This is a genomic window from Clostridium sp. D43t1_170807_H7 (genome assembly GCF_015555905.1).
In the GTDB taxonomy this organism is placed as follows: domain Bacteria; phylum Bacillota; class Clostridia; order Clostridiales; family Clostridiaceae; genus Clostridium.
In genome coordinates this window covers 1-24,966 of the sequence record NZ_JADNLK010000022.1, presented here as the reverse complement: position 1 = coordinate 24,966, position 24,966 = coordinate 1, and the positions used below count along the sequence as shown (strand labels likewise).

General features: G+C 27.0%; 24 protein-coding genes, 3 pseudogenes and 1 riboswitch. Of the genes and pseudogenes, 5 read left to right on the top strand and 22 right to left on the bottom strand.

Annotation, left to right across the window (positions count from 1 at the left end):
- Positions 1–481 precede the first annotated feature (481 nt).
- Positions 482–2,524, top strand: a complete 2,043-nt coding sequence (locus tag I2E98_RS12700) for a hypothetical protein (RefSeq protein ID WP_195469265.1) — start codon at positions 482–484, stop codon at positions 2,522–2,524.
- Positions 2,525–2,724: 200 nt separating this feature from the next.
- Positions 2,725–3,114, top strand: coding sequence for a LysR family transcriptional regulator (locus tag I2E98_RS12695; RefSeq protein ID WP_347708038.1), 390 nt, complete (start codon positions 2,725–2,727; stop codon positions 3,112–3,114).
- 321 nt (positions 3,115–3,435) lie between these two features.
- Here I2E98_RS12695 and I2E98_RS12690 read toward each other — a convergent pair whose 3' ends face one another.
- The 10 genes from I2E98_RS12690 to I2E98_RS12645 form a co-directional block, all read right to left on the bottom strand.
- On the bottom strand, positions 3,436–4,155 hold the full coding sequence (locus tag I2E98_RS12690) for a hypothetical protein (RefSeq protein WP_195469264.1): 720 nt from the start codon (positions 4,153–4,155) through the stop codon (positions 3,436–3,438).
- Complete coding sequence (locus I2E98_RS12685; RefSeq protein WP_347708037.1) at positions 4,068–4,484, bottom strand: hypothetical protein; 417 nt, start codon at positions 4,482–4,484, stop codon at positions 4,068–4,070. The genes I2E98_RS12690 and I2E98_RS12685 overlap by 88 nt, the downstream gene beginning before the upstream one ends.
- A gap of 212 nt (positions 4,485–4,696) precedes the next feature.
- Positions 4,697–5,020 carry a YhcH/YjgK/YiaL family protein gene (locus tag I2E98_RS12680; RefSeq protein WP_243251132.1) on the bottom strand — a complete coding sequence of 108 codons (324 nt, stop codon included), beginning with the start codon at positions 5,018–5,020 and terminating at the stop codon, positions 4,697–4,699.
- 411 nt (positions 5,021–5,431) lie between these two features.
- Positions 5,432–5,635, bottom strand: a complete 204-nt coding sequence (locus I2E98_RS12675) for a cysteine-rich CWC family protein (RefSeq protein WP_195469263.1) — start codon at positions 5,633–5,635, stop codon at positions 5,432–5,434.
- 87 nt (positions 5,636–5,722) lie between these two features.
- Positions 5,723–5,881 (bottom strand): hypothetical protein, encoded by a 159-nt coding sequence (locus tag I2E98_RS12670; protein WP_195469262.1) that lies wholly within the window; start codon positions 5,879–5,881, stop codon positions 5,723–5,725.
- A 152-nt stretch (positions 5,882–6,033) separates the two neighbouring features.
- Positions 6,034–6,570, bottom strand: coding sequence for a two-component regulator propeller domain-containing protein (locus I2E98_RS16225; protein ID WP_347708039.1), 537 nt, complete (start codon positions 6,568–6,570; stop codon positions 6,034–6,036).
- Between the two features lie 59 nt (positions 6,571–6,629).
- Positions 6,630–7,109, bottom strand: coding sequence for a two-component regulator propeller domain-containing protein (locus I2E98_RS12660; RefSeq protein ID WP_195469261.1), 480 nt, complete (start codon positions 7,107–7,109; stop codon positions 6,630–6,632).
- Between the two features lie 9 nt (positions 7,110–7,118).
- Positions 7,119–7,307: a hypothetical protein gene (locus I2E98_RS12655; protein ID WP_195469260.1), complete on the bottom strand. Its 189-nt coding sequence runs from the start codon at positions 7,305–7,307 to the stop codon at positions 7,119–7,121.
- A 164-nt stretch (positions 7,308–7,471) separates the two neighbouring features.
- Entirely contained in the window at positions 7,472–8,122 is a 651-nt protein-coding gene (locus tag I2E98_RS12650; protein WP_195469259.1) for an HTH domain-containing protein, read from the bottom strand.
- A 35-nt stretch (positions 8,123–8,157) separates the two neighbouring features.
- Positions 8,158–9,342 (bottom strand): M20 family metallopeptidase, encoded by a 1,185-nt coding sequence (locus I2E98_RS12645; protein ID WP_195469258.1) that lies wholly within the window; start codon positions 9,340–9,342, stop codon positions 8,158–8,160.
- 285 nt (positions 9,343–9,627) lie between these two features.
- On the opposite strand from I2E98_RS12645, the gene I2E98_RS12640 reads away from it, so the two are divergent.
- Both I2E98_RS12640 and I2E98_RS12635 read left to right on the top strand, forming a co-directional pair.
- Positions 9,628–10,458, top strand: a complete 831-nt coding sequence (locus tag I2E98_RS12640; protein WP_195469257.1) for a pyridoxamine kinase — start codon at positions 9,628–9,630, stop codon at positions 10,456–10,458.
- Between the two features lie 19 nt (positions 10,459–10,477).
- Positions 10,478–11,137 (top strand): TIGR04100 family radical SAM protein, encoded by a 660-nt coding sequence (locus I2E98_RS12635; protein WP_195469256.1) that lies wholly within the window; start codon positions 10,478–10,480, stop codon positions 11,135–11,137.
- Positions 11,138–11,203: 66 nt separating this feature from the next.
- Here I2E98_RS12635 and I2E98_RS16070 read toward each other — a convergent pair.
- The 5 genes and pseudogenes from I2E98_RS16070 to I2E98_RS12615 all read right to left on the bottom strand — a co-directional run.
- A pseudogene (locus I2E98_RS16070) lies at positions 11,204–11,287 on the bottom strand (ABC transporter); the annotation flags it as partial.
- Positions 11,272–11,559 carry an iron chelate uptake ABC transporter family permease subunit gene (locus I2E98_RS12630; protein ID WP_243251135.1) on the bottom strand — a complete coding sequence of 96 codons (288 nt, stop codon included), beginning with the start codon at positions 11,557–11,559 and terminating at the stop codon, positions 11,272–11,274. The gene I2E98_RS12630 and the pseudogene I2E98_RS16070, both read right to left, overlap by 16 nt.
- A gap of 43 nt (positions 11,560–11,602) precedes the next feature.
- Complete coding sequence (locus tag I2E98_RS12625; protein ID WP_195469255.1) at positions 11,603–11,977, bottom strand: ABC transporter substrate-binding protein; 375 nt, start codon at positions 11,975–11,977, stop codon at positions 11,603–11,605.
- 356 nt (positions 11,978–12,333) lie between these two features.
- Positions 12,334–12,540, bottom strand: a riboswitch (cobalamin riboswitch).
- A 133-nt stretch (positions 12,541–12,673) separates the two neighbouring features.
- Complete coding sequence (locus I2E98_RS12620) at positions 12,674–13,483, bottom strand: MBL fold metallo-hydrolase (RefSeq protein WP_195469254.1); 810 nt, start codon at positions 13,481–13,483, stop codon at positions 12,674–12,676.
- A gap of 158 nt (positions 13,484–13,641) precedes the next feature.
- Positions 13,642–15,285 carry a potassium/proton antiporter gene (locus I2E98_RS12615; RefSeq protein ID WP_195469253.1) on the bottom strand — a complete coding sequence of 548 codons (1,644 nt, stop codon included), beginning with the start codon at positions 15,283–15,285 and terminating at the stop codon, positions 13,642–13,644.
- Positions 15,286–15,449: 164 nt separating this feature from the next.
- On the opposite strand from I2E98_RS12615, the gene I2E98_RS12610 reads away from it, so the two are divergent.
- A complete protein-coding gene (locus I2E98_RS12610) occupies positions 15,450–16,505 on the top strand; it encodes a hypothetical protein (protein ID WP_243251130.1) in 1,056 nt (351 codons plus the stop codon).
- A gap of 84 nt (positions 16,506–16,589) precedes the next feature.
- On the opposite strand, the gene treR is transcribed toward I2E98_RS12610, so the two are convergent.
- The 7 genes and pseudogenes from treR to hisS all read right to left on the bottom strand — a co-directional run bounded on the left by treR (position 16,590) and on the right by hisS (position 24,460).
- The gene (gene treR / locus I2E98_RS12605; RefSeq protein ID WP_195469252.1) at positions 16,590–17,300 is read right to left on the bottom strand and encodes a trehalose operon repressor; all 711 of its coding nucleotides are present in this window, start codon (positions 17,298–17,300) and stop codon (positions 16,590–16,592) included.
- Positions 17,301–17,335: 35 nt separating this feature from the next.
- Positions 17,336–18,058 (bottom strand): annotated as a pseudogene (locus I2E98_RS12600) (alpha-amylase family glycosyl hydrolase); the annotation flags it as partial.
- A gap of 2 nt (positions 18,059–18,060) precedes the next feature.
- Positions 18,061–18,798: pseudogene (locus I2E98_RS12595) on the bottom strand (glucose PTS transporter subunit EIIB); the annotation flags it as partial.
- A gap of 325 nt (positions 18,799–19,123) precedes the next feature.
- On the bottom strand, positions 19,124–19,468 hold the full coding sequence (locus I2E98_RS12590; RefSeq protein WP_195469250.1) for a PqqD family protein: 345 nt from the start codon (positions 19,466–19,468) through the stop codon (positions 19,124–19,126).
- Positions 19,458–21,383 (bottom strand): oligopeptide transporter, OPT family, encoded by a 1,926-nt coding sequence (locus I2E98_RS12585; protein WP_195469249.1) that lies wholly within the window; start codon positions 21,381–21,383, stop codon positions 19,458–19,460. The genes I2E98_RS12590 and I2E98_RS12585 overlap by 11 nt, the downstream gene beginning before the upstream one ends.
- A 124-nt stretch (positions 21,384–21,507) precedes the next feature.
- Positions 21,508–22,947, bottom strand: a complete 1,440-nt coding sequence (locus I2E98_RS12580; RefSeq protein WP_195469248.1) for an FAD-dependent oxidoreductase — start codon at positions 22,945–22,947, stop codon at positions 21,508–21,510.
- A 217-nt stretch (positions 22,948–23,164) separates the two neighbouring features.
- Complete coding sequence (hisS, locus tag I2E98_RS12575) at positions 23,165–24,460, bottom strand: histidine--tRNA ligase (RefSeq protein ID WP_195469247.1); 1,296 nt, start codon at positions 24,458–24,460, stop codon at positions 23,165–23,167.
- Positions 24,461–24,966 lie beyond the last annotated feature (506 nt).

The following is a 24,966-nucleotide window of genomic DNA, read 5'->3' as shown; positions in this document are numbered from 1 at the left end:
ATACTATTTTTAATTCCATTTTTGTACTTTTTTCCTATCTTTTTATTAATATTTTTCTTCATATTTTATACTTTTTACTTCCTGTACACTCCACATTGCCTATTAGAATGGCCTCTATAAATTATATTACTATAAAAACTTATCATATCTTTTATTCTTTCATTTAATCAATTTTCCTTTATGATATTCAAATATGACATTTCAACTTTTAGTATTTTTTTTGCATTTTTTTCCTTGATTTCTCATTTAATACTATTGCTTTCTATTATATTTAATCTTTTTCTTGTTTTCTCCTATTATTTACATTTAATTCTATTTTATCATGAAAATAATGTAATAATATTTGTGATTAAATGTTTTTACATTATTTTCTATTTAATATAAAATATGTATATACAATACTTTTTATATTTCTGCTATTTTTTTATAGCAAGAGATTTATTAAATAAAAATTTGATGAATAGGAGGGTAATTTAACCTTATGAGTTGCTGGACTGTTTTAAGAATAACACCAACTAGAAATATTGATAAAATTAACGAAGCTTATGTTGAATTAAGTAATTCTATATCTGAAAATAATAAAGATGCTGAAGAATTAGAGTTAGCATATAATAAAGCTATATCTTTAGCTACTGCATCTATTGGAGATTTAAATATAGCTTTATTAAATAATTCTAATTTCGATATTTTATCTGCTTTAATAAATTCATCCATAGATGATACAGCTATAGATTCAGTAGATAAATTTATTAATAAATTAAATGAAATCTATACTAATCCTAGCTTGAGATTTACTAAGGATTCTTGGATTAATTTACTAACATTGCCTATTTTAAAAGACCCTTCTATCAACCAAAAGTTAGAAATAGAATTTATTAAGTATATATATACACATAAATATCTTCCTACAAATATTTATAATTTATTAAATTCTAGATTCAATTGGACTAGCAGAGAAATTGAATTAAAAACTAATATTTCAAGTGAAATAGTTGATTTTATAATAAATGAGATAAATAATCCATTGCCTTTAACTTATAATTATTTATCAAATATTAATGCAGATCAGTTAGATGAATATCTTTCTCTTAGAGAAAAAGCTTATTTATCTCTAAACTCTACTAAAGAAGAAACTGATAAAAGCTACTTATTTGACGCCTATTCTATATATACAAAAGATTTAGACTTATTAAAACTATTAGGAACCTATTATCTTAATAAAAATGATAATCTTATGGCCTTAAATTACTTTAGAGAAGCTATTAACATAAATTCTAACGATATGTTTTGTCTTTCAAATTTTGGACATTTACTAGCAAAAACTAATCAATATTCAAATGCAATCTATTATCTAGAAAAATATATTAAAAAGTTAAAAAATACACTTGATTTGGATCGCATTATAGATTTAGCCCACTGTTATCATCATTCATATGATTTACAAAAAGCTAAAGACTTATATACATTAATAATTAAATTAAGGCCTTGGGATATTTCAACAAAAGCTGAACTAGATACTATTAAGAATAAACTTTCTAATGATTCAGTATCTTTACCTTTAACAATTCCAATTTATAAAAAATATCTTAATCCATATATTGAACCATTTATGAATAAATTGAAAGAAATCTATAACAACTTCTCATTTAGAATAGATGAGAAAAGCTGGGAAGAATTATTTTCTTTACCTATAGCTTCAAATGAAATACTATTTTATTTAGTAGAACAAAATATTATAGAATTTATAACTAATAATAAAAATATTCCTAAAAATATTTTTACATTACTGAATGATAAATTTAACTGGCTATCTAGACATGATGAATTAATATCAATTTATCCTACTTTAAAAATTGATTATTTATTTGATAGATTATCTTTTAATGAAACATTAAGCTACGATTCTATAAAAGATATTAATTCTAATGTATTAGAAGAATATATAGAACTTCGTTCAATGGCTTATGATTTAGTTGCTAGTGGATCAAATGATGCAGAGTATTACTTAAATAAAGCTTTAAGTTTATACGATAAGGATTTTGAATTATATAAATTATTTGGTCAATATTATTCAAATAATAAATCTTATGACGTTGCAATTACAAATTTTAAGCTGGTTCTTTCTTTTAAAGATGACGATTATTACTCTATTTGTAGTTTAGCTTTATTACTAACTAAAATAGAAAATTATCAAGAAGCCCTTTACTATTTAAATAAAAGTGTTAATACTACTGCAGGTAGTATGTTGCTTGATAATGAAGATTTTTTAACTAAATATGCAATTAGCTTTTATTATACAAATGATTTAACTAATGCGAAAAAATACTTCAAAAAATTATCTAAGCTTAATTCAAAGCTTACATTTGTAAATCTTTATTTAAAGAATATAAACTATAGATTATCAGGTAAGAAGAAATCACCTATTCCAGTAGATGTTATTACAAATCCTGATTATTATAAATCTAAAACAAAAACTAAATTAATAGATATTATCTCAAAACTTAAACAAACTATTTATAGCTAGATTAAATGCGGTGATGACGAAAATTAATGATATTACCTCTGGGAATATTATTAATTTTTCTTTATTACTGGATTTTAAGCTAAAAGATATAATTTTCTTCGTATTCTCCTTAGAAATTAATTTGTAGGGACTATTGAAATAATACTAGCCATTTTTAATTATAAGTATATAATATATATTATGACATTTTTTTAAGCGAGGTGATTATTATCACTATTGAACAAATACAGTATTTTTGGGCTGTAAAAAAATATAATGGCTTTTCAACTGCAGCCAATGAACTTTGTATCTCTCAATCATCTTTATCAAAACAAATTAAAGCTTTAGAGAAAGAACTTGATACTACATTGTTTGATAGAAATTCAAGAGTAACGTCATTAACTGAAGCAGGGGAAGACTTCTACATATATGCCTTAAAGTTTTTAGATGATTATAATAATATTATTCAAGCAATGCGTAAACATTCTTCATCTAAAAACTGCACATTAAACATTGGAACAATTGCTGTTTTAACACAATACGGATTAACCTCAACAATTGCATCATTTAAAAATAATTATTCTAAAATCTTATCTTTTCTGTTTGAATAAACATATCATCTCTATTGTGTTCTTCTATATAATGAAAAATTTCATGTGCTAATAAAATTTCCTCTATATTTACATTGTTAAATAGCTCTTGAAGATTTTCTTTATCTATTAAATCTATTGCTTTATCAACACTATCTTTAAAAATAGTGACTTTATTAGGATTAACAAATTGTGCAAATATAATATGACCTCCTCCATTAGGTCTTTGAGGATAATCAACTTTAATTCCTAAATTTTTTGTAATTTTATATACATTTATACTTCCATTTTCTTCCCTTATCTTTTTTGCATATTCTCTCCCACATAAATTAGCCTTTTTTATTAGCTCCAGTTTTTCTTCTTTACTACTGTACCATTATTTCTTTGTACCTTAATAAATCCTTTTTTATCTAAAATACGAATCAATTCTTTTCCCTTTATCTCTGCATCAAAAACATAAAAATTATTAGTTTTATCTTTTAGATTAACATCTTTTATATCTACATTCATATCCTTTGCAGCTAACTCTTTAGCTTCTTCTTCTGTACATTCCTTTAATAAATCCATTGCTTTAGCTTCTGCTGCTCCTGTTGCAATTGCAATAAGCTTAGATGTAGTATTATCAATTTCAATATGTATATCCACACTAGATGGATCTGCTCCATTTTCTATTACTCTAGTCATAACTTCACTTCTAATATTTTTCACATCTTGAGGTGTTGGATTAGGTATCACTCTTTCAACAGATTCTCTTATCATAGAAAGCGCAACTCCTATAGAAGAAATTACTTCTGCAACCATTATTTCATCGCTCATATCATCTACTCCAAAAGCTCTAGATGTTACAAGTACTTGAACCCCCAATTTTTTCAATTCATTAATTTTACTTTCTATATTCTTAATAGTTAAATCTCTTTTATTAATTATACTATTAGATATTTTTATAACTCTTCCTGTTCCTAAATCTATATCTTTTAATGAACTCTCTTCTTCTTCTTTATAGCTATCATAGGAACTATTATAGCAACTAATAATTGAACTGCTAAAGCTACAAATCCCCATCTTAAGTATGTTGAATCATAGAAATATGCTTGCTCTCCATTTGGTCCTAAGTAGAATGCTTGATATTGGTTAAATATAACTGGATTTATATATAAACCAGCTCCAATTGATAATAAGAATGATATAATTGCTGTAACCTTAGGAATACCTAATGATAATAATATTGGAAGTACAATTACTCCGATAGCAACAACTGCTCCTGCTCCAAACATACTTGAAAATACTGCTGTTGTAACTATAGCTAAAAGTGTAGAAGTAACAATAGGCTTATCTCCACCAAATTCTACTATCTTTTTAATCATAGTAGATGCTATACCTGTTTCTAGCATTATTCTACCAAACCATGCTCCAAATATGAAGTTTACAAGAACTCCACCCCATCCTTCAGGGCCTCCCTGATTAACGTATTAATTCGTTAATTTATTAATTAACAATGTTATTTAAATTTTTTAGTAGTGCATTGCTAATATAAATTTTATAAAGACAACCTTTTAATAATATAAGTTTCTCATAATATTAGCAATGCCTAACTAAATTTTAATTAATATCTTTTTCTATACTCTTCTAATATATCATCCATTACTTTTATAACGTGTGCTGCACTTTCTAAGTCAGCTGGAGATTTCTCTTTTCCTCTTGCTAGGAATTGAACATCAATATATGTTTCATGTACTTCTGGACGTAAATTGCATCTTTCAGTAGTTTGTACATCAAGTACTTGTAAAATCATATTATCGCCATCTAATTCATATCTTCCTGGTTCCATTGCTACTAAATCATTTTCTTTAAGGTAATTTATAGCTTTTTGGATAGCCATTGGATAGCTTGATATATTTTCATTACACTTTATATTTCCGAAAATCATTTTATAACTCCTCTAAAATTAGTGTCTAAATCCATCCTCGTTTTTATTGTTATTTTTTCTACAATTTTCTACAAGGTTTTACACACAAACTTTACATTTGTTATATTACAGACAATCAAACCCACTTTTAATTCATTTTAGGAATGATATTATTCCTTTTTTGAATAGTATTATTAAATCTAATTATAAACTTTGTTATTTTTTTATCACTTTCTATAGTTATTTCAATGAGTTAGCATAGTTTTAATCTATTAATTTTATTCATAGAAGTTGTTAATAATTTTCATTAAAAATATTAATAATTTATAAACCCTACTAAAAAAATATCTTTTGCATATCTTTCTATTAATATTTTTATACAAAAAAGTGACATCTCCATATACTCCTATATAGAGATGTCACTTTTTCATTTTATTGACTACTTTTCTCTTTATAATTCATTACACACTCTTTGCAAATACAAGCTTTTCCTCGTAAATTTTCAGGTATTTGATCTCTTAATTCTTTAGGAACCTCAATTTTCTCACACCAACAGCTTCCATGTGATAACCCTTTCTCATATGCACAATTATTGGGTTTTCCACAAATAGGGCAAATACTTTTATTAACTTCCATTATATTTACCTTCCTTTTTAACTTATTTTTATTTTGCATCAAATATAACATATTCCCTATTTTCATTATAAATATAATGCTATTTTTTTAATTTATAGGTAATACTATGGAATAATCATTTTTAAACTTTTCATTTCTAATATTTTTCTCGTAAAGTTTTTTATTTTCTTCCACTGGTTTCAATGTTGTATAAACTGCAGACCCATCTCTACTACTAATATTCCACTCTTCATTTAATCCATCCATTTTATATAAATAAGTTATACTACCTATTCGAGCATAATCAGGAAGAAAATATTGAATTGCTATATTATTTTCATCGTAATTAAGTTCTATGTTATCGCCATCACTTATGAATAATTCTCTATTTATCCATAAGTTATCTAAAACTACTTTATCTACTTTAGGGTAAACGTCTCTTTTTCAATATTAAACTTATTTAATCCTACTTCAGTTCCTATCCAAAGGTTTCCTTTTTCATCTCCTTGAATACAATTTATAGAATCATAACTTAATGAATTTTCTTCTGAAGTTGATAAATAATTTTTAATTACACCTTCAGTTTTATGAAACTTTATTAATCCTCCTTCTTTTCCCCCAGCTAACCAAAGAATATTTTCATCACTTTCATCTTGAAAAATATCAAATACTTTATAGTTAGTAATACCTTTTTCAATAAAATTTTCTCTATAATTAACTATCACATTATTTTCTCTACTATATCTATAAAGTCCTTGTTCACTTGCAATCCATACATATTTGTCATCATTTAATATTTTTAAACCTTCATTGAAAAATAGATTTGGAGTTATTTCTTCATAAGGATATGATATTATTTCTTTTGTGTTTTTATTAAATATACTAACCCCCTTATTCGTCCCTACCCATAGCACCCCACTTCTATCTTCATATAAACACCTTATTGAGTTACTTATTAAATAGTCTGGCCCTTCGTTATAAATTTTTGTTTCATTAGTACTTGCTATATATCTTATTAATCCACTTCCGCATAAGTATCTAAATCTATAATAGATATTCCATCCCTAGTAGATACCCATAACTCCCCTGATTCATTCTCATCTATATCTGTTATGTAATTATTAGTTATGCTTTTATAAGTTCCATCTGAATAGTATTTTATAAATTTATTATTTTTCTCATCATACCTATTAAGACCATTTGTAGTACCAACCCACATAGTATCCTTACTATCTCTATATATTGAGGTTATCATATAATCAGATAAAATATCTTCTGACTCTTTATTTGATTCTATTCTTATTACTTTATCCTCATTTCTATTAATAATATTTAATCCAGAATCAGTTCCAACCCATATGTTACCATAGCTGTCTTCATTTATACTTGTTATGCAAGTTGAAGTAAGACTTTTTTTATTATTTTTTTCATAATTATATTGAACTACTATATTTCCATTGTATTGATTTAATCCATCTTCAGTACCTATCCACATATATCCTATTTAGTCTTGATAAATATAAGTTATAAGATCACTTGTTAACCCATCCTTTGAGGATAAACTATTAAAATTTATTTTATCTAATTCAGCTACTGAACTATTATAAAAATTAATCTTACTAGAAAATGCTAAAGTATTCCCACTTAACAAAACAGTAAATATAACCATAAATAATATGATCTTTTTACCCATTTTTTTGATTTCGCTCCTAAATTCATCATTTATTCTCTTTAATCCTTATAATCTTTACATCAAAATACAAATTATCAATTAATATAACTTATTGATTACTTTAATAATAATAACAAAAAACAAGACATTTAATGTCTTGTTTCTAGAATTTAACAAATTCTGTTTTATATTACCTTTAAATTCTTTTTATTATCTATATAACTAACTATATTATTATCATAACTTTTATTAAGAATTTTAACATTATATATTTCATTTATTAATATAAGATTATATTCTTCACTATAACAATATAAACATAATCCTTCTTTTCTTAAAACATATGAAATTGGAATTATAACTGATTTTCCTTTTCTTGTTTCTATCTCTATAAAGCATTTATTATCTAAAGCTTTATCAATTTCCTTGCAAATTTCATTTTTAGTATCAAATTTTTCTTCATATAAATCTACTATGAATCTTTCTTTAAACTTACTTAAAATTTCAGAACACTTCTCATTCTCTACTACTCTAAATTTGTCAATTAAAAATGATTTATCTATATTCTTACTTATATTTTCACCGATATATAATGCTAAAATTAGCTCTTCATAATCATTATATGTTAACATTTGTCGTCTTATTACATAGTCTTCATCTATCTCAACACCCCCATTTTTCCCCCTATGAATTATTATAGGAATGCCTAATACCGATAGTTTATCTAGATCTCTTTTTATAGTCCTTGTAGATACATTATAAATTCTTGAAAGTTCACTAATCGTAACTTTAGAACTACTTCTCAAGAGGTAAAATACAATATCTAATAATCTCATTATTTTTACCTTTCATTTTTTCAATTCTACTGTGCTTATTTATTATTTTTTAACCACATAATAGCACAATATGTATGCATAGCTGCTCCTGTAACTAATATATCTTCATTAAATACTACTTTTTCATTATGCATTGGTTCACCGTATAAAGGATTTTCTTGTTTTATACCAGCACCTAACATAAGATAAACACTTGGAACTTCATATGAGTAAGATGCAAAATCCTCTGAACCCATTCCTCCTCCTTCAAATAAGCACACAGCTTTTTCTCCTACTAAATCCTTCACATAAGATGTAAGCTCTTTAGCTAAATCAGTATCATTAGCTAATGGTGGTACTGATGATAATTCTATTAATTTAGCCTCTCCTCTAAACATTTTAGCAGTAGATTCAACTATATCTTTAATTCTGTTAAATATGAATTCTCCAACTTCTTTATCTAAACTTCTTATAGTACCTTCCATAATAACTTCTCCTGGTATTATGTTTGGTGCTTCTCCTCCTACAAACTTTCCTATAGTTACAACTGCAGGCTTTGTAGCTGATATTTCTCTAGCTATTATTTCTTGTAAAGATATATATATATGAGCTGCTATATTAATTGGATCTACTCCAAGTTCAGGCATTGCTCCATGACATCCTGTTCCATTTACAACTATTCTAAATCTATTACAGCCTGCTATACTAGTTCCTAAACCACATAATATAAGATTTGAAGGTGTTCCAGAATGTACATGCATTGCCATTGCTGCATCAACTTTAGGATTTTCAAGTACTCCTGCTTCTAACATTTTTTTTGCTCCAGTAAACCCTTCTTCATCTGGTTGGAATACTAACTTAATAGTTCCTTCTATTTCATCTTGATTTTCTTTAAGTAACTTTGCAGCTCCTAGAAGCATTGCTGTATGCATATCATGTCCACAAGAGTGCATACAACCATTATTTGATTTAAAATCGCATTCAGTAGCTTCCTCCATTGGAAGTGCATCCATATCAGCTCTTAATAAAAATGTTTTTCCTACTTTATTTCCTTCTATTGTAGCAACTATACCACTTTCACATATTTCTTTTGGATCATATCCAAACTCTCTTAGCTTCTCCATTACATAAGCTTTTGTTTTAGGTAATTCTGCACCTACTTCAGGATTTTCGTGAATAGTTCTTCTATAACTTATAATATCATCTTTTATTAATTTGGCTTGTTCTATAAATTTATTCATATCCATACCTCATTTACTTTTAAATTAACTTTAAATTTTATTTATTTTTATGAATTAATTCACTTTTAATTTATATAGTATTCTCTAAATAAGACATCTATAGTCTAGTTTTTTTTATTTAAAAAATTTTAACAAAATCAAAAATTATATTACCTTAAATTTTTAAATTCATTATGACATACCTTCTTAATTTTTATAAATACAATATTGTATCGTTACAAAGCTTCTAAAATTGATTTTCCCAAATTCTTCTTTTATAATTAATATTTAAAGGATGTGAAAAGAATGATGGGATTTAATCAAAAAAAAATAGCTCTTATAAATGATATAACAGGTTTTGGTAGATGTTCCATAGCCGTTTCATTGCCTATTATTTCAGCACTTAAAGTTCAATGTTGTTTCATACCAACAGCTATACTTTCAAACCACACTGGATTTAATAACTTCTTTTTTGAAGATTATACTCCTAAAATGAAAGAATATATTAATAATTGGGAAATCCTTGGATTAAACTTTGATGGAATATGCACAGGCTTTTTAGGTTCTAAAGAACAAATTAAGATAGTAATAGACTTTTTAGATAAATTTAAAACTGATAATAATATAGTTTTAATAGACCCTGTTATGGGCGACTATGGCAAGCTTTATTCTACTTATACAGATGAAATGTGCAAAGAAATGCAAAACCTAATTAAATATGCAGATGTATTAACACCTAACCTTACTGAACTTTGTAGATTATTAGATTTATCTTATCCTGCTGATACTCCGACACACGAAGAATTATATTTATTATGTGAAAGATTATCTCTTCAGGGTCCAAGTAAAATAGTAATTACTGGCTTACAAAGACAAGGAGCAATAGAAAATTTTATATTTGAAATTAATAAACCTTATAAAATTATAGATGTTGAAAAAATAGGGGAAGACCGTTCAGGAACTGGTGATGTTTTCTCTTCTATTGTATCTGCTAGTCTTGTTAAAGGTGAAGATTTTGCAGATGCAGTAAAAAAAGCAACAGATTTTATTAGTAAATCATTAAAATTTACTACTGATTTAAACTTACCAGATAACTATGGTGTTTGCTTTGAAGAATTCTTAACTGAATTAAAATAATATAAAAGGATGGGGTAATATGGTTATTCTATATACTAGTGATAATGGAAATTTTATAAGCTTAAAAAATATAACAATCGAAGAAATGGAATCTAATGGTATAAAGAAAAATATATATGTAAATTTGACTAACCGTTGTCCATGTGCATGTACATTTTGTTTAAGACAAACTAAAAAAATGCTTGAATCTAATAGTCTATGGTTGGAAAAAGAACCAACAGTAGATGAAGTAATTAGTGAGTTTGAATCTATTGATATTAATCTTTACGATGAAATTATATTCTGTGGGTTTGGAGAACCAACTGAAAGATTAGATGCAATAATTGAAGTTTCTAAATATATAAAAGATAGAAACCCAAAAATTCCAATTAGAATTAATACTAATGGTCTTGGAGATTTAATTAATAAAAAAGATATTGCACCTTTACTAAAAGGATTAATTGATACAGTTTCTATAAGCCTTAATGCACCAACAGCTAAAGAATTTTATGAAATAACTAAGAGTAAGTTTGGAATTGAATCTTATGATGCCATGAAAAAATTCGCTGTATCATGTAAGTCTTATATTCCTAATGTTGTATTCACTGTTGTTGATTGTATTGGTGAGGAAGATATTAAAGCAAGTCAAAGAGTATGTGATGATTTAGGAATAAAACTAAGAGTTAGAGCTTTTGAATAAAATATAAATAAAAAAAGCTATATCTAAATTTAAAATTTAATTTTAGATATAGCTTCTTAATTTACTCTGCAGTTGATATTTTATATCTAAATGATTTGTTGGCTCATCTAATATTAAACATTGTGGCTGTTGTGCTAAAGCTCTTGCAAGATTAATAGATATATAATTCTAAATTTATGCAAATCTGTACCTAATGTAATTGATACTTCATCTCCTAATAACATTAAATTTAATGTCCTATATTGAGTAATAAAAAATATTGTTCCTAAAATTATAACTGGTAATATAATGATTATTTCATTCCATTTAGCTCCTGCTAAACTCCCCATTAACCAAAAAGTTACAGTTTTCAGCTTTTGTGAGTCATCTGATATATAGACTAAAAAACTTGAAAAAGAACTACAAACGGAGCTTAATGCCATTCCTGCCAAAAGTAGCTTTATAGAGTTACTTCTTCCCCCTATATTAGATATTTACCTCTTCAACTGGAATATTTTCATCTCCCATGTCCATATAAGAAACAAAAATACAATCTGGATTTAGCTTAATTAAATCTCCTGCTCCTATATTTCCACCTTCAGGATTTAAAACCTCTGCTCCTAATTTTGTTACCATATCCCCTGCTAAAGTTTTAGAACCATATGTATATATTTCATCATCATAAAACTCTATTACCATAGCACTTTGTTTTTCTTCATTACTTACTTTTGAAGAAACTTCATTAACAGTAAACTCTTCTAAATAATTCACCTTACTAAAAGCTTCTTTGTATTCATCTTTTACGTCATGATCAAGGACTGCAGCTGCAACTATTCTATCCTCTAGTCCTAATGCTAGCATAGTTTCAATTGAATTTTGATAAATAGCTACTACCTTTTCTGGTGCCTTATCGAAAGTTATTTCAACAGGTTCTTTCGAATAATTATAAGTTGTTATAGTTACTGGGTAATGTGAGTCATTATTTTCTTGAGACTGTAAATTTGAATCTACATCTCCTTACTCTTGATTGCTTGTCCCACAAGAAACAAGTCCTAAGATAAGCATTGTGCTTAATAGAATTGCTGTTAAGTTTTTGAATTTTTTCATCTTTGTCTCCCTTTATCTGTTTATATTTGTTTATTTCAATATAAAGATATAAGGATACTCTTACTTGTTTGATATTTAATTTTTATTAATATCACTCTTTTACCGAAGAGTATCGATATTATAATACTGGCAAGTCTCCTGACTTATAGATCATCACGTTATTTCTCCTTCTCAAGCATATATGCTCAATGGATTACTTTGAAATACCATTCCCTAAATACAGTAGCGGCACTGTGTAGGACTTTCACCTAACTTCCTTTTTAATAAAAATAGATATTTCTATATATCTATTTCTAACCAATATTATTTTATTATCGTTATATTTAACAACTAACTAAGTATATCTAAATATATTAAATTTGTCCATATCCAACTGTAAAATTATAGTATTTAAAAACACTATAATTTTACAACTTAATTTTAAATTTTATAATCTTATTATATAAATTTTTATTTTAGTTCTATTCTTTCTAAATCATAGGGAACAAATACTTGTCCATCATAAACAGATTTTGCTTCTTCACTATAAAGCTTTTTACGCTCTGGAAGCTTCTTATCTTCTGTATGATATAAAACTAAATTTTCTACATTAAGTTCCTTTGCAAGTTTTCCTGCCTCAATAGGCGTACTATGATTTTTTTCATAAGGCTTAAATATTTCTCTATCTGCGTATAAACAAAATGCTTCTGAAAGCAACCAATTACAGTTTTCAACATATACTTTAGAAATCTCCTTATAAGGCTCATCACCAAGACAAACTAATGTCTTTTTATTTGGAAGAACTGCCTTAAATCCAAATTGTTTATCCTTAGTTGATTCTATATCAAAAAATTCTATATTCATTCCTATAACATCTATTTTATCTCCATGACATACTTCACAAATATTAATACCATTACCAACAAATTTTAATAATTTTTTAGTTAACATTATATTACTTAAAGTATTTAATATATTAACAACTTCATTATGTCCGTATATATTAAATTCACCCTCATATTTTCCTTCATTCATTAATGATGCATACTTTCTTATTATCCATATTGCTCCAATTATATGATCTGTATGTCCATGTGTAACAAACATACCTTTAATATTTTTATAATCAATTTCAGCTTTTTCTAATTGGGCTAATATTCCGTTTCCACCACCTGCATCTACTAAGAAATACTCGTTATTATTTCTTAATGCAAAACAAGTATTATAACATTTTGTTACCATTGCAGAACCTGTTCCTAACATAATCAATTCCATATTCATACTATGTACCTCTTTCTAGTAAAAATTTTCTTATATCTATCTTACATAAATATATAATAAATAAAAAGTTAATTTTTCAAAGTTATGTTAATTCTATAAATATCAAATATTACTTCATACAAAAATTCACCATAATTTTATGGTGAATTTCCACTAAATTATACAGTTAATAAATCTTCTATTTCTTCCATATTATTTGATGTTATAACTAATATATCATCTGGAAGAATTACTGTATTTCCATTAGGAACTATTACTTCCCCTCTTCTTTTTATCATAACTATAAGAACATCATCAGGAATATTGGCATCTTTTATGGCTCTATTAATTAAACTACTTTTTTTCTCAACAGAAACCTCTGTTAATGTGGTACTCTTTTCTTCTTTATATTCATTGAAATGTTTAAGCTTATTTCCTGATAATACCAATATATCTCCTGGTAAAATTTCTGTAGATCCATTTGGTACAAATACATCGCCATTTCTCTTTATCATTACCACAAGAATATCTTCAGGTATATTAGCATCCATTATTGTTTTATTAGCTATAATATTATGCTCATCGATTGTAAACTCTATAAGCCTTGTACTCTTATCTTCTTTATAATCATTAAAAGTCTTTAAAACAGACTCCTCATTATCTATTAAATCTAATTTTTTAGCTAATCTTGGAATAACTGTACCTTGTACAGCCACTGAAAATAATGCTATAAAAAATATTATATGAAAAATATCATTATTTATTGCAACTCCATATGTTTCAGCAAATATTGCAAAAACTATTGATGCCGCACCTCTTATCCCTACCCATGATACAAAAACTTTTTCTTTTATAGGTGTCTTAAACCAATATAAAATACTAAATATTGCAACTGGCCTTGCTACAAAAATCATAAATAGTGAAATTGATATTCCCTTAACCATAACTGATGGTATCTTAGATGGAAATGCCACTAATCCAAGTAAAAAGAATAACATAATTTGCATAATCCATGATATTCCATCAAAAAATTGAAATATACTTTTCTTATGTGGTATCTTTGCATTTCCTATTATAATACCTGTAATATAGACACTTAAATATCCATTTCCTGAAAAATATTCACTTAATGAATAAGATAACACTGCTATAGCAGTTACAAAGATTGGATAAAACCCTTCTATTTCAAATTTAGCATGCCTCAATAAATAAATAGATAATTTAGCTAAAACAACTGAAACTACTATTCCTACTATAACTTGCTTTATTATCATTGGGATTATATTACCATATCCCCCACCAGCCATTAACCCTAATATTATTACTGTAAGCATATATGCACATGGATCATTACTACCACTTTCTAACTCTAACATAGATGCAATTGATCCTCTCAAATTTAACTGCTGAGATCTTAATATTGCAAATACAGATGCTGCATCTGTAGACCCAACAATTGATCCTATAAGTAATCCTTCTAACAATGTTGTTTTAAATACAAAAAAACAAAATAATCCTGTTAATAGTGCTGTAAAAACAACCCCTAATGTTGACATAAAAATTGATTGTATTGCAACTGGTTTAGCCATACTCCAATTAGTACCAAATCCTCCATAAAACATTATAAATATCAATGCTATGGTACTTATTTTACTAGCCAATTGATAATCATTAAAGTATATTCCAACAAGTCCATCAGATCCAAATAACATTCCAAATACTATAAATACTAAAAGAATTGGTACCCCAAACTTATATAATATTTTAGTAGAAGTTATACACATTAATAATACTAATCCGCAAATAATCATTACTTTTATCATATATTACCCCCTTCATAAAATTCTCATATTTACTACCCTTCTTTTTTATAATATTCATCATTTTATTTATCTGAGTATAAAATTTTTTAAATTTTAAAAATTAACTTATTCTCTTACATTGAATATAATATTTTTATAATAATTTAATTAGGAGCATTTTTTTAATGAGCAAAAATAATTATAATTATTTCACAAATAACAATAACAATCTAAATTCTCCTTATTCAGATTATGAATTTTCTCCTTTTTCTTATGAATTTCTAAATTCACGCTCTGAATTGCCACCTGGCGGAAATTTCCCTGGAGGCTTTCCTGTTTTACCCGGCTTTCCTAATTTACCCGGAAGCAACTTCCCTGGCGGTTCACCAGGTCAACCTAACATGCCAAAATCTCCTCCACCTAACTATATTCCTAGTAAAAAGGATAAAGGAGTTCAAAACTTTTCATCATCTAAAGATACAAAAGCAGTTAGCCCTAATTCAATAAGATTTTGTCTTTTTAAATATACTTATATATGGGAAGTTAGTGGTAGAAGCTATTGGACATTCTTACTTAATGTAGATAGACGCTCTGTATCAGGTTTTAGATGGCTTGGCTTTTCTTGGGTTTACTTTGGATTAGATTTAAGAAGAATAGACTCATTTATATGTTATAGATCGGATGATATTTGTGAAGAGTGTGAAAACTTAAGAGATAATAGTTTGCCATTAGAAAGTAGTAAAAAAGAATATTCTATAAATGGAACTAAAAATATTTATACTAAAACATTGGCCTCTATAGATATTCCCGAAGTCAAAGAAGATTATATAATAGAAACTATAGGATATATAGATGATGATAAACTTGAATCAGGAATTCCATGCTTAAAATATAGAAATACTAACTATAGCATTACTTTAGATATAAGTTATCCAGATACTTATAATGAATCTTTAAAGTCTAAAATAAATGAAATGGCTAATAATGCAAGTAATGTTGCTATAAATACTATCACTTCATTTAGAAGTAGTGATTCTTATTTAAATCCTTTAGAAAAATTTAATGCTTCTGTTTCATTAATACCTGAAGCGCTCATTCAATTTTCTGTTAAATTTAATAACTTATTAAATGAATTTAATGAATATAAAAGAAATGATTTGGATGTTACCTATTCAATAAAAGAAGAAAAAATAACTACTAACTGGAAACCATATACTTACTACACACCTTTACCTTATTAAAAATTAGTACATTAAATAAAAATTGCTATTTTACCTTTGGTGAAAGATAAAATAGCAATTTTTTATATCTACATAATATCAAATTTAATGTCTTCGTGCAAAGTCTACGAATACAAATTTATCTGGTCTGTGCCTTGATTCCGTATATTGAAATAAACTTGTATCATCTAAATATGTGTAGCTTTTTACTACTACTATCATATCAAAGCCTTTCATATCTAGATATTTTTTATCTTCTTCAGTTACATTTTGCACTGTTATTTCCTTCTTAGCATATGCAATTTTTAATCCTAATACATCTTCTACATATTCATATAAGGAATTCTTACATACATCATATGTAAGATTGTCTACAAACCTTTTAATCATATAATCTTTATCTAAAATTACCTTTTCTCCATCAAAGGATCTTGTTCTAATAATCTTCCACACCTTTTCATCCTCAGTAATTTCCAATCCTCTTGCTATATTTTTTTGGGGATATATGCAATCCAAAAACTCAACAAAAGTTTCTATATTACTAGTAGACTTTTGAGCAATTTCTTTAAAACTAACCACACCTGATACTGGGAAGTTAAATTTGTTTATATCTAATACAAAAGATCCTTTTCCTTTAGTCTTTTGTATATATCCATTTTGCTCTAACATATTTAAAGATTTTCTAACAGTATCCCTAGATACATTATATTGATCCATTAGTTCCTTTTCTGATGGTAACTTATCATTACTTTGATATTCTTTACTTTCTATTTTATTTACTATAATGTTATATATATTTAAATACTTTTTATCCATTTATATCACCATAGTAATTTTATCATATAAATATGCTATTTCTCAATATAATAAACTATTGATTCATATGGTCTAAGAGTCATTTCCTTATTTAATTTAACTTCATTAGAGTAGTTAGATATTAATACCTTAACATTATTATTTTCTAATAATTGAGATGGAATATCTATCTTTGCCTCTTCTCCATAGAAATTATTTAAAACAACTAATGTCTTATTTTCATAATTTCTAGTATATCCAAGTACTTTATTATTATCTTCTAAGATCATATTAAAATTACCCTTTGAAATAACATCATATTCTTTTCTTAATGATATTAATTTCTTATAATGATAGAATATAGATTCCTTGTCTTTAAGAGCATTTTCTGCATTTATTTCTTTATAAGATTTTGCTACTGGTATCCATGGTGTTCCAGTTGTAAATCCGGCATTTTCTTCACTATTCCATTGAATCGGAGTTCTTGAATTATCTCTTGATTTTGATCTTAAAATTTCTACAATATCAGCTTCTGATTCACCTTGCTCTTTTAATATATTATAATAATTTATTGACTCAACATCTCTATACTCTTCTATTGTATCAAAGTAAGGATTAGTCATTCCAAATTCTTCACCTTGATAAATATATGGTGTTCCTCTCATCATATGAATAGTTGTGGCTAACATTTTACCACTTTCATTATGATATTTTTTATCATTTCCAAATCTTGATATTGCTCTAGGTTGGTCATGGTTACACCAGAATACAGCACTCCATGTAAGTATATCATTGCAAGTACTGCTGAACCTTGAGCAATATTTGATAAAGCAATCATCGGCCATAATAATGTACCACCAACTTGTGACATTAATTGAAGATCAATAGCATTTGTCATATGATGTAAACCAGTAATAACTAATGGTGCATAAACAAATCCAAATACACCTGCAAATAACCAACTAAATGATGATGTTAACCCTGAATATACTACAGTTGAAATCATATCCCCAATTTTCCAGCCTATAGGACCAAGTACTGTATGTGCAATAAGTACTGATGGTACTAATGCAAAGAATGGTACTATTATCATAGAAATAGCTGCTGGTGATATTTTTCTAAAGAATCTCTCTAAATAAACTAATACAAATCCTGCTAAAATTGCTGGAATAAGTGGTGAAAATATTTCTGCTAAATTTGCCATAAGTCTTTGAATAAAAGTCATATTTGATTTTGCTGCATCTTTTGCATCTTCTTTACTCGTTCCTTCTACTCCAGACACCTTTACAAAATCGTTATAAAAATCTGTTACTGTATTCCCTATAATTACTTGGAATTGTCCAGCTTGAATAAATGTACCTTTTACAGACTTTATTTTTTCAATCTCTTCTTTATTTGCTTTAGCTGTATCTTTTAATACAAATCTCATACGTGTTACACAGTGTGTAACTGCAGCAATATTTTCTCTTCCTCCTACACATTCAAGCAATCTTTTTGATTCATCAATATACTTTCCCATCGCTTTTCCTCCTTATTCAAAACTTGTACGTACATCTCATGTTATGCTTTAATAATAACTTGTACGTATATGTTTGTCAACAAATTTCTGAAATAGTTTTCACAGTTGATTTTATCCTTTCCTATTTATTGAAAAAAAATCTACTTTGGAAGTAAGGTACTCTCTTACTTCCAAAGTAGATTTATACTAATAAATATATCTAATCCTATCTCAATTTTCCCATTGATATCTGTATGCCCTATAGCATTTTTTATTATATTGCTTAAAGCTTCCTCTATCCATTTCCTATCATGATACAAAAACACTTCTTTATCAGATTTAAAATCTAATCTATTTTTTCAATATATTCACAATTTATATATATATGATTTAAGAAAATTAATAATCTTTCATACAATGGATTTACTTTCTCTCCATACTTTTTCTCTAAATTATCACCAATTTCTTTAACAGTTTTATCACCATCTATTTGTAAAAATACTTCACTACTAATTTCATCAAGGGTAATTTCCTTATATAAAGGAATTTTAAATTTTAACTTTCTGAAAAACTTTTGAATCTTATGATCCTGTTTTTCAAGCACTGTAACTATTCCATTATCGTCAACCTTATACTCAACATTATCACAAATTCTAAATTTTAAACTTAAAATCTCCTCATTATCTTTCATGATTCTTCACCTTTGACATCATAATAGGAACTGTAGTAGCTATAACTAAGACTATTAACAATAATATTCCCATCATGTTGCTAGCGGCAAATCCACTTGGAACTCTTGGCTTTATTAATCCTGTTACTTGTAATATAATTCCTACTAATCCTATAATAGAACCCCCTGCAACAAGTCCTGATGAAAGGCTTATTCCATTTGCAACTTTAACTTCCTTTTCTTCTTCACTCTTACTCATTTTTTCAATAAATACACGTATTAATGCTCCAACTAAAATAATTGTAGTTGTAGCTATAGGTAAGTAAAATCCTATTGCAATTGTCATTATTGGTAAATCTAACAAGAATAAAAATAAGGCCATAACAATACCAACTATAATCATTGGCCATGGTAAGTTTCCTGACATTATACCTGAAGTTAATGTAGACATTAAATTTGCTTGTGGTAATGCAAACGGCGCATCTGCTCCAGTAATTCTTAATTGACTAGAAAGTATTAATATTGTTCCTGTAGTAACAATAACACCTATAATACTTGCTATTGCAAAATAATTTTGCATTTCTTTCTTACTTCCACCTATAACATAAGTTACTTTTTGTGATTGGCTATATCCACCTGCTACTGATATTGCTACAACCATAAATGCTGCAAATAAAAGTAATGATTTATTATCTGCTTGCCCTTTCCATCCCATTATTACAAATACTAATGTTAGTATTACTAAGGAAGCAATTGTCATTCCTGAAACAGGAAGATTTGATGTTCCGATTGTACCTGTTAAACGCCCAGCAACTATTACAAATAATAATGATAATATTAATGAAACTATTGCAGATACTATTGCCATTAAAATACTTTGTGAAATAAAAAATCCTGCTAGGAATGCTATTACAACACCTGCTAAAAGTATTATCATTTCACCTGAACTTTTTTCTGTATTTCCCTCTTTACGTGATTTTGCTTTTAATGTTTCTCTTATAGAAACAACTATAGTTGGTATAAGTTTAAGTGCACCTATTATACCACCACAAAGCATCATACCTGCGCCTATATATTTAACATAACTTCCTGTTATAGCATTTACATCCATTTGGTGAATAAGAATTGATGTATCATTCCAGCTCCTAACATTGCTCTCTGCCATATCAGTAAAATAACCTATTAATGGTGCAATACCAAAATTAGATAATATTGATCCTGCAAGCATAGTTATAGAAACTTCTAATCCAACTATAAATCCTATTCCTAATAAAAGTGGATTTACCTCAATAGAAAATTTCCATTTATAAAATTTACTTCCTACATAAGTAATCGTATTGTTAATTATATTTAAAAATGATCCTGTTAAGACATTAATAATACCACTTATTCCAAAACCTATACCCATGAACTTAATAGCATCTCCGCCACCTTCTGATGCTACTAATGTTTCAGATATTGCCATTGATTCTGGATACATTAGCTTTCCATGTTCTTCAACTATTAGATAGTTATAAACTAATGATAAAGCTCCTATTCCAAATAATGCTCCACCTATTCCTACACTTATACCTTCTAAGAAAGTAAAATCACTTCCTATTAAGATAATTGCAGGTAAAACATATATCATACCACTTGCTATTGATTCTCCACCACTTGACATTCCTTGTGTTATATTTTTTCCAAGTATACCTTTATCCTTTGCAAATATTCCTATAAACATTGAACCAATTATTGCCCCTGGTATTCCTGCTGCCACTGTCAATCCTGACTTCATTCCTGAATAAGCAGTTGATGCTGCAAATATAACAGCTAATATTATTCCAATTATCATTACAGCAATATTAGTTCCTTTTTTTGATTTATCAGTTATATATGGAACATAATCTTTTCCGTGTACACCACCATAAGCATCTTTAGATAATTTGTTCTTCATAATATAATCTCCTTCCTTTGTTTTATTACTGCAATATAGTTAGTATATGCATTTTATTTTTTTACATAATTGGAGATTATATTTTTATTGTAAAGATTCCTATCATACTATTCTTATGGCCTTTTTAATCTTCTACAATATTCTTAACCGCAGGACTATCTATCAAATTTCCCTTATAATCAAACCTTGATCCATGACATGGACAATCCCATGTTAATTCATCCGCATTCCAATGAAGTTCACAACCTAAATGGGAACATTTTGTTGAGACTGTAAATATCTGTCCACCATCATTTTTATATACTCCTACCTTTTGTCCATCATACTCAACAATTCCTCCATGTCCATTTTTAATATGTTCAATTTCGCTACTTGGAATATATACCTTCTGTGCAATAAAGTTTTTAGCTGTTGTAGCCATATCTTTAGCAACATTTTTAATAGATAATGATAAATCAAATCTATGTGGCGAAAATATTTCTGAAAAATCATTTTCCTGTTGTGTTATTAAGTCAGATATTATCATAGCTGATACCATTGAACTAGTCATTCCCCATTTATTAAAACCTGTAGCTACATATATATTAGGTGTGTTATCGGAGTACTGTCCTATATAAGGTATACCATCTATAGTAATGCAATCCTGAGCTGACCAATAGTATTTTTCTACTGATTCTGGATAGAGCTTTTTAGCCGCTTTTCTTAATTTATCATAACTTCCTCCAGTTTCATTTTCTCCAGTTCTTTGACCTTCTCCTCCAAATAGTAATAGTCCATTATAATCTCTAAATGAATATCCATTACTCTCATAATCTATATACATTCCATCAACTTTTTGTGCATTTTCTAAAGCTATAACATAGGATCTTTCTTGATGCATTTTCATAAAATAAAATCCTGGTACATTTATTATTGGATAATGTGTAGCTACTACTATCTCATTAGCTACTATCTTTCCTTTATTTGTTTCTACAATATTATCTTCTACCTTTATTGCCTTAGTATTCTCATATATTTTTAATTCTTTTGTAATATCTACTAAAAACTTTAATGGATTAAATTGTGCTTGATTATTAAACTTAACAGCGCCTTTGATATCTAAAGGAAGATTTATCTTATCTACAAACTCTGCATCTATTCCTACTCTCTTTGCTGCTTCTACTTCTTTTTTAATTGAATCCACTTCATTTAGTGAGTAAACAAAAGCCGGAACTTCTTCAAAATCACAATCTATTCTTCTTTCTTCAATAATCTCCTTGTATTTTTTTATAGCAAGTTCATTTGCCTTTGCATATTGCCTAGCCTTTTCCTCTCCAAACTCATTTATTAACTTATCATATATTAGATAATGTTGTGATGTTATTTTTGCAGTAGTATTTTTTGTATTTCCGCTTGTAATTTTATCTTTTTCTATTAATACTACATCCCTCCCCCTTTGACTTAAAATATAACCTGTTAATATTCCTGCTATTCCAGCACCAATAACTAATACATCTACCTTTATATCTCCATTTAATTCTTCTCTTTTACCAAAATTACAACTTTCACTCCATACTGATTTCATCATATCACCTCCATTATATTGTTTCACTTTTATAAATCTGTATGCAGTTATATTTTCTTATTTTTATATATCAATATTTCTAATTCCTTTAATAAGAATAACAAAAAAACCGCATCATTATCTATGATACGGTTCACTGTAAGCAATCCTAAATATCTTAATAAAAATCTAATTTTATAATTAAAAATATTTTTCTTTATTTAACTTTAATGATATCTTATATTAACTTATAATCAATACTTATAGTATCTCCACTATTCATATTCTTCACCTTAACTTCCCCTTTCCCAACTTCCTCTTCACCAATTAAAATTACATTGCTAACACCTAATTTATTAGCATAATTCATTTTCTTCTTTAGTGAATCCTCTTCAAAATATATATTTGCTTTATAACCTTTCCCTTGTAAATTCTTTAATACTTCTCCACAATACTCTATTGTCTCTCCAATAGGTAATATTAAATAATCTATCTTATTTTCTATATTATATTTATCTATAAATCCAATTTCCTTTAATACAAAAAATAACCTAGTAACTCCAATGGAAATACCTACTCCTGGTAAAACATTATCAGTATATTTCTCTGCTAAATTATCATATCTTCCTCCAGAGCAAATAGAGCCATAACTTTCATTACCTACTAATATTGTTTCAAAAACAGTTCCAGTATAATAATCTAAACCTCTTATAATCTTTAAATTTATTTTAAATTCATCATCATTTACCCCTAATATTCCCAACATTAAATTTACTTTTTTTAGTTCCCTTAATCCTTCAATGAAATATTCATTTTTAATATTAAGATTAAAAAGATTTTCTAATACTTTTTCATTAGAACCACTAATATCTAATATATTATTAAGATACTCACTTTTTTCACTACCTATAAGATTTTCTAACTCACTAGTAAATACTTCTTTTCCTATTTTGTCATACTTATCAATTAGTATCATTACCTCATTAACATTTTCTATTTTTAATTCACTTAATATACCTTTTAATATTTTTCTATTACTTATTTGAAATTTATAATTAGTTAATCCTATTGCTTTAAACGCTTTAGATGCTAAGCTTATAACCCATGCATCATTATCTATACTTAATTTTCCTTTACCAATAACATCAATATCACATTGATAAAACTCTCTATATCTTCCTTTTTGATTTCGTTCTCCTCTATATACTTTTCCTATCTGATATCTTTTAAATGGAAAAACTAAATCATTATAATATTGAGCCACATATCTAGCAAAAGGCACTGTTAAATCAAATCTTAATGCTAAATTGTTTTTTCCCTTTTGAAAACTATAAACTTGTTTTTCTGTTTCTCCTCCACTTTTTGCAAGTAATACTTCTGATTTTTCTATTATTGGTGTATCTATAGCCAAACATCCATTATCTTCGTATACCCTTGTTATTTTAGATACTATATCATTAAATATTTGCTGCTCCTTTGGTAATAACTCCATGAATCCTGGTAATATACTTGGTTTTATAATATTTCTTTTCATAATTAATTCACTCCTAAAATAATTTTTATACAAAAAAGCCATGCAGGCATATATCCCACATGGCTATAAATAAATTATGATTCCACTTAATTTATCATTACCAGAGATACAAGCCTACACTGATAGACTTGTATCTGTCTTTAAACAGACCAAGTCTCTAGTAATGATGATGCACTTTGTTTTGTTTGCTTATATTAAGTGTTTTCATAATCTTCCTCCTAAAATAAATTAGTTAGTGTAAAGTTTTTTACACTACTTTTCTTTTAAAATCTTTATATATCAAGGTTTCGCAAGTTTTTTTGTATAAAAAAACAACGACCCCCTAATTTCATGTTAAAATTGAATCTCTAACCAAACAAATTTAACCCTGAAAGGATGTCGTTATTATGGATTCAATTATAACTTATTTACTATCATATAATCAATACTTGTAAATGTCAATATATTTTTGTATAAAAATTGGAAAATAATTATGTACAATAATTAGAATTTACATTTTAGTCAAA